We start from the raw sequence: 6,760 nt of genomic DNA on the forward strand, positions 1-6,760 counted from the left end.
ATTCGACGAGCAACTAGAAAAATGTGGTGTAGATTATTTCGATTACTATCTATTACATAATTTAGGTGTAGAGCATTATGAAATTGCCGAAAAATTCGATGCGTTTTCATTTATAAAAAAGAAAAAAGAAGAGGGAAAAGTCAAACATATAGGTTTTTCATTCCACGATACAGCAGATTTACTAGATGAAATACTTACAGCGCATCCAGAGGTTGAATTTGTTCAATTACAGTTAAACTACTTAGACTGGGAAAATGAAAGCATTCAATCACATAAATGCTATGAGGTAGCTAAAAAACACAACAAACCAGTCGTAGTTATGGAACCAGTAAAAGGCGGTACACTTGCAAATGTACCAGAGGAAGCAGAAAAATTATTTAAGGAAAGTAACCCTGATATGTCTATACCTTCATGGGCGATTCGTTTTGCAGCGAGCAATGAAAATGTAATGATGGTTTTAAGTGGTATGTCAGATATAAATCAGTTGCTAGACAACACTGGATATATGGAGGATTTTAAACCGCTTACTCAAGATGAGTTAGATGTAGTAAATAAGGCTGTAGATATAATAAATAAATCAATAGAAATACCTTGTACTGCATGTCAATATTGTGTAGATGGATGTCCAAAACACATTGCTATACCAAATTACTTTGCACTTTACAATGCGGAAAAGCAAGCCTTAAATAGAGGATTTTCTACACAAGGCGTATACTACAACAACTATATAAAAAATCATGGCAAAGCATCAGATTGTATAGAATGTAAACAATGCGAAAAGAGTTGTCCTCAACATATTGAAATAACTAAATATCTAAAGGATGTAGCTGCTACATTTGAATAGAAATATAGGAATTGTATTAAAAGACTTAATAATTAATAATAATTGATTTAAAAAATAAGGAGGAATTACAAAATGAAAAAGAAAGTTTTAATATTATCTTCAAGTCCAAGAAGAAATGGGAATTCAGATTTATTATGTGATAGATTTTTAGAAGGAGCAAAATCATCAGGTCATGATGTAGAAAAAATATTTTTAAAAGACAAAAATATAAATTACTGTACTGGATGTGGCAGTTGTTCAATGGGAAAATCATGTCCACAAAAAGACGACATGCCAGAAATTTTAGAAAAAATGATAGCTGCCGATGTTATAGTTATGGCTACACCAGTTTATTTTTACACAATGTGTGGTCAAATGAAGACTTTAATAGATAGAACTTGCGCACGTTATCAAGAAATAAAAGACAAAGATTTCTATTTTATAGTAGCTGCAGCTATAGACAGTAAGCCTGCTATGGAAAGAACAATAAATGAATTTAGAGGATTTACTGCATGCTTAGATGGACCAAAGGAAAAAGGTGTAGTATATGGAATTGGCGCATGGAAGGTAGGAGAAATAAAAGGAACTCCTGCTATGGATGAAGCATATAAAATGGGCCAAGAAATATAAAAATAGGAGAATACGTTATGAAAATAGCAGAGGTGAGTAAAAAACTAGATATTTCAGCAGACACTCTCAGATATTATGAACGTATAGGCTTGATACCTAAGGTAAACCGCGACAAAAGTGGAAATAGGGATTATACAGAATTAAACTGCAAATGGATAAAATTTATAAAATGTATGAGAAATTCAGGGATGCCTATAGAAATCCTTATAGAATATGTATCTCTACTACAAGAAGGAGAACATACTGCTGGAGTTCGCAAGCAATTACTTTTGGAACAGAGAGAAGAGTTAATTCAAAAAATTGACGAATTGCAACAGATGCTTGGATATTTAAATGGAAAAATTGAAAAATATGATAGTTTGCTTATGGAAAAGGAAAAAGAATTGAGAGAGGAAGTAAAGTAGCGAGAAAAAAGAGCTTTTGAGTAAAAAATACTCAAAGGCTTTTTAATTTTGCAAAAAAGTGGCGAATTTTTGTTAAAAATTAAGTCTTATATAATGAGACAAATTTGTAACAAAGTAGAGTTATAGCTGTAATCATAATGTAACTTGTTATTATCTAAGTACCATATCTATAATTAAAGTATAAAGTTGTTACATCTGAAATAGGATATTTAGATTTTGTGCGAGGTGGATGTTAATATGTACAAAGTAAATATGATAGCTAATTGCAATGCAGAAAAATTTGTCAATATAATTAAAAGCTCCAAAGATCTCGTTATCAAGAAAAAGAAGAAAAATTATATAATTACTGCATTTGTATCTGGTGATGATATGCAGCAAATGCTCGATATAATCGATGAAACTCGTGGGCTTGATAAATTTCAGAAAATAATGAGTAAAATGGGTACTAGCTTTAATGAGCACAAAAGAAGTCATTGTATGATAATACCATTTAAATTTAATATAGAGGACAAAAATGAAAAATGCATAATAAATGGACATTTCCGTTTAATAGAAATTTTTATGTTGCTTATGTTTTTTGTAAATCTTATGTTCTTATTTGGAGCGATAGTATTTTTATTTACTGTTTTAGTTCCTATATTCATAGTAGTTGCTGTTGGATTTTTCGATATTATGATGATAAAAGAAGTTGAGTTATATGCAGAGTTTGTTTTGAAAACTATGACAAATGAATTACATGATTATGATATTGATATTTATGAAGGAGGTAATAAATTATGAAAATTGTCCAACTTATATTAGCATCATCCATATCAATGCTTATAATTAATAACATAAATGCTAAGTATAAATTATTTAAAAGAATGCAAAGCAAAATAAATAATTTTAATGAAAAACGAAAACGTAGATTAAGCTTTATTTCTTATGTAGTGATAATTTTAATATACGCAATTATGCAATCGAGTAATATGAGCTTTATAATACAAGGGTTGATTTTTGGTGTATTATTTTCAATTAGGGATATATGTTTTGGAAAGGATTTAGATGAATATAGGAGATATGAATCATGAAAAAATTACATTTTTTAATACCCGTAATAATAATACTATTAATCGTAGGCGATGTTGTACTTATGGTACGTAACTTAAAATATATACCTAGAGAAGGTATATCTAAAAATCAGCTATCTTTGTACAATGTTGAAGAATTGGCTGTTGATGAAAATGGAAATTATTATATAGGAAATCTTTATAATCAGGATATACAAGTATTTGATTCAGAAGGAAATTACAAAAATACATTGACGTTTTCGGGGAAAAGCTGCAGCTTTAGTATAGAAAAAAATAAGATAATTATTACTTCGTATGGTGGACGTGATCAAAAGAATGTAGTCGATTTAGATACTATGGAAATAATAGATAAAGAGAAAATTTCTGGTTCGGAGTCTGATGATACATTTAGCGAGTACAGTCAAATGCAAGAGAGGTTTTACAAATTAAATGATACGACTTATGAAATAAAGCGAAATCCTATTTTATATAACAAGATAATTATTACAAAGAATGGAAAAACTGAAACTTTAATTTTGAAAGATGTTCCTATTTTTCCTCTGCCTGGATATGTACATTTGGCTGTATTGGTGTTGTTATTTTTGGCATTAATATTATATACAAATGTAATTTTATATCCAAATAAATTCAAAGAAAGGATAATGGAAGTTAGAAATACTTATGAAAAAATACGTTGTTTCAATAGCAAATAGTGCTACCGACTTAAGTAAATTAAAATTTATAGGAGAAGTGAAATGAAATATTTAAAAATTGACGGTTTAACCGATGTTTATCCAGAACCAGTTGAAGGTACAAGTGAATGGTACTATTGCAAATTAGCGAAAAGTACATTTTGTGATTTATATGAAGCTGAAGAGATTATCAATTCTGGAAATGTTTATGATGGAATGAGTTGTGTTTTGATTCATTATCCAGATGCAGAAGTTATTAGACCTTTTGAGGTTGAAGAAAATGTATATGTCGATGCGCCAGTATTTTATGAAGGTGTACTTTATTTTCTAGTTGTAGATTTTAATCAGAAAAAGATTCAAATAGTGGCTTATACTCCAAAGAGTCAGGATAAATCTACTATAGCTGAACTACCACTTAGTGATGTAGAGGATTGTTATAACTTATTGCTTAGAGTTGCACCAGTTTTACTAATCAGAGAAGCAAATGATGGATATCTAAATATATTGTGGCCGGAGAAGAAGAAAATCGAGATAGGAGATACGGAGGGCTTGATGTTTCGCGATGGTGATAATTTATATTGCTCAGAGTGGTATGAAGATTCTGAATATCACGAGAGGATAATTGTCAGGGATTGGAATACTGGAGAAGTAAAGGAAAAATTTGAAGGACAAATGAACAGGATGCCAAATGGAGATGTTTGGATATTGTAATTATGGAGGAGTTTATGACAGAAAAAGAAAAAATGTTATCAGGGAAATTATATATGGCAAGCGATGCAGAGCTTAGAGAAGAAGCTAAAAGATGTAGAAAATTAATTAGATTATTTAATAATTCTACAGAAGAAGAAATGGACTACAGAACGAGCCTATTAAACGATTTATTCGGAAAAGTCGGCAAAAATGCATTTATAGAGCCTACATTTAGATGTGATTACGGTAAAAACATATATATTGGAGATAATTTCTTCGCAAACTACGATTGCATAATACTAGACGTATGCAAGGTTGAGATAGGAAACAACGTTATGTTTGGACCTAGAGTATGCGTATATACAGCAGGTCACCCGATAGATACAGAGGTTAGAATCACAGGTCTTGAATTTGGACAAGAAATAAAAATCGGCGACAATGTATGGGTATGTGGAAATACTGTTATAAATCCAGGCGTCAAAATCGGCGATAATGTAGTTATAGGATCTGGTTCTGTAGTGACAAAGGATATAGAAGACAATGTAATAGCTGCTGGTAATCCTTGTAAGGTTTTGAGAAAGATAACACAAGAAGATAAGGAATATTGGAATAAAAAACGAGAAGAGTATTTTGAGGATTAAAAAAATGTATAAAGTAGAGATTTTAACTGATAGCATAGAATCAAATATTATTGATTTACTGCATACGAAGGATACTAAGGTAGAAAAAGTAAAGGATTCTTATATTATGAAGTCTTTTGTATATCAAGATGAGTTTAAAAAGATGTATAAAAAGCTTTTTAATAAAAAAACAAATAGTCCCACTGATAGAAATATGCAGACGTTTAATAATGGGATATTTTTTGAATTTAATATAGAGATGAGCTCAAAAGGATGTAGTATCTTTGGTGAATTTCGCTTTCCAAAACTTATTAAATTAATTTTTTTGATTTACCATCTGTTTTTTTTATTTATATTTTATGAATTCGCTCCATCGATAGGGTTTTTTATTATAATCGTCATGATGCCGATGATTTTAGCTGATGTATCGATGCCTAACAAGATTAAAACATATAGAGAATGTGTTTTGTGTAAAATTGAGGAGAATTTGAAAAATCAAAATGTAAATATACGAGATGTTAAAAGGTATAATTTTTTTAATAAATAAGACTAAAATTTGAAATTTATCGACTAGACATACTGTGTCTAGTGTAAAAATACGGCATTTCTCGCTTTGTGTCGTGTTATATTTTCTATATTAAGCATAAAATCAATTTGAAAGGAGGTAATCATCAAGTGGATCAAAAAAAGATAGGTAGTTTTCTAAAAGAACTGCGCAAGGAAAAGGGCATTACTCAGGAACAGTTTGCCGAAAAATTAGGTGTATCTAGTAGAACTATATCGAGATGGGAAACTGGTTCAAATATGCCAGACATTGACATTCTTATTCAGATTGCAGATTATTACGATGTAGAAATTAGAGAAATTTTAGATGGAGAAAGGAAAAGCGAGAAAATGAACAAGGACTTAGAAGAAACTGTACTTAAGGTAGCGGATTATAGCAATAAGGAAAGAGAAATAATTACAAAGCGAATGCATATTTTATTTTTGATAGGTGTTATATGTTTTGTCGTATATATGTCTTTAGAAGCTTTAGGAATGGCTGATAGTGGATTTACAGAAAAAATTGCTAGTTTTGCACTTGGATTTTCATTTGGGATGTTAATTGTCGGTGTGATTTATACAAGTAGATATATGGTCAAAATTAGAGAGTTTAAAATGAGAATGTTAAAGCGCGGATAGATTATAATAAAAGATGATACTTTTTATATATTATTAATATATTTAACAACTTTGTTATATAAGTTTGGTTATATTTCTTTATCACAAAGTTGTTAAATATAATTACAATGGATAGAGTCATTGTCTATAGTATTTAGGCTGTAAAAACTACATTTCCATAAATTCAATAGAATTACCATGTTGCTCAATAATAGACACTAAATCTGATGAATTTAACCATACTGTTGCCGTATTATCATTAGGATGGACACCTATCAAAGCTTCACGGAATGATTCATCAAATATTACCTTTACTTTGCACTCCTCGTCATTTAGAATACCAAATGGAGTTACAGCGCCTTTTGTAAGTCCTAAAATTTTGCTTAAATCATTTTCAGAAGCGAAGGTCAATGGTCTTGAGCCTAATTTTTCTCTTAGAGATTTTAGTTGTACTCTCTTATCCTCTCTTATAACAACAAGGTAATAGTTCTTTTTCTTGTCGTCTCGAATAAATAAATTTTTGGCTATTGCATCTAGGTTTGGTAAGTTTAATTCCAACATTTCGTCGATTGTATATACTGCATTGTGTTCAACGATATCGAACTCAATTTTTCTGTCTTTTAAAAATTTAATGACAGCTTGTGCTTGTTCAGTCATACTTTATTTCCTCCTCTGATATAAAATTTTTAAT

The 6,760-nt window shown here is 30.1% G+C and carries 11 protein-coding genes; 10 read left to right on the top strand and 1 reads right to left on the bottom strand.

Annotation, left to right across the window (positions count from 1 at the left end; translation table 11 throughout):
* The 10 genes from SPD90_RS13635 to SPD90_RS13680 all read left to right on the top strand — a co-directional run.
* Window positions 1-844: aldo/keto reductase (locus tag SPD90_RS13635; RefSeq protein WP_320925590.1), on the top strand; the 844-nt coding region annotated here is incomplete at its 5' end.
* Window positions 845-916: 72 nt separating this feature from the next.
* Window positions 917-1,453: a flavodoxin family protein gene (locus SPD90_RS13640; protein WP_320925591.1), complete on the top strand. Its 537-nt coding sequence runs from the start codon at window positions 917-919 to the stop codon at window positions 1,451-1,453.
* Between the two features lie 17 nt (window positions 1,454-1,470).
* Window positions 1,471-1,857: a MerR family transcriptional regulator gene (locus SPD90_RS13645; RefSeq protein WP_320925592.1), complete on the top strand. Its 387-nt coding sequence runs from the start codon at window positions 1,471-1,473 to the stop codon at window positions 1,855-1,857.
* A gap of 237 nt (window positions 1,858-2,094) precedes the next feature.
* The gene (locus SPD90_RS13650) at window positions 2,095-2,637 is read left to right on the top strand and encodes a hypothetical protein (RefSeq protein WP_320925593.1); all 543 of its coding nucleotides are present in this window, start codon (window positions 2,095-2,097) and stop codon (window positions 2,635-2,637) included.
* Complete coding sequence (locus SPD90_RS13655) at window positions 2,634-2,927, top strand: hypothetical protein (RefSeq protein WP_320925594.1); 294 nt, start codon at window positions 2,634-2,636, stop codon at window positions 2,925-2,927. The genes SPD90_RS13650 and SPD90_RS13655 overlap by 4 nt, the downstream gene beginning before the upstream one ends.
* Entirely contained in the window at window positions 2,924-3,619 is a 696-nt protein-coding gene (locus SPD90_RS13660) for a hypothetical protein (RefSeq protein ID WP_320925595.1), read from the top strand. The genes SPD90_RS13655 and SPD90_RS13660 overlap by 4 nt, the downstream gene beginning before the upstream one ends.
* A gap of 42 nt (window positions 3,620-3,661) precedes the next feature.
* On the top strand, window positions 3,662-4,309 hold the full coding sequence (locus tag SPD90_RS13665; RefSeq protein WP_290690234.1) for a hypothetical protein: 648 nt from the start codon (window positions 3,662-3,664) through the stop codon (window positions 4,307-4,309).
* A 14-nt stretch (window positions 4,310-4,323) separates the two neighbouring features.
* Window positions 4,324-4,929 carry a sugar O-acetyltransferase gene (locus tag SPD90_RS13670; protein WP_320925596.1) on the top strand — a complete coding sequence of 202 codons (606 nt, stop codon included), beginning with the start codon at window positions 4,324-4,326 and terminating at the stop codon, window positions 4,927-4,929.
* Between the two features lie 4 nt (window positions 4,930-4,933).
* Window positions 4,934-5,455, top strand: coding sequence for a hypothetical protein (locus SPD90_RS13675; RefSeq protein WP_320925597.1), 522 nt, complete (start codon window positions 4,934-4,936; stop codon window positions 5,453-5,455).
* A gap of 128 nt (window positions 5,456-5,583) precedes the next feature.
* Window positions 5,584-6,090 (top strand): helix-turn-helix domain-containing protein, encoded by a 507-nt coding sequence (locus SPD90_RS13680; protein ID WP_320925598.1) that lies wholly within the window; start codon window positions 5,584-5,586, stop codon window positions 6,088-6,090.
* Window positions 6,091-6,237: 147 nt separating this feature from the next.
* Here SPD90_RS13680 and SPD90_RS13685 read toward each other — a convergent pair whose 3' ends face one another.
* On the bottom strand, window positions 6,238-6,726 hold the full coding sequence (locus SPD90_RS13685; RefSeq protein ID WP_290690243.1) for a prolyl-tRNA synthetase associated domain-containing protein: 489 nt from the start codon (window positions 6,724-6,726) through the stop codon (window positions 6,238-6,240).
* Window positions 6,727-6,760 lie beyond the last annotated feature (34 nt).

Source organism: Intestinibacter sp. (assembly GCF_034113885.1).
GTDB lineage: Bacteria > Bacillota > Clostridia > Peptostreptococcales > Peptostreptococcaceae > Intestinibacter.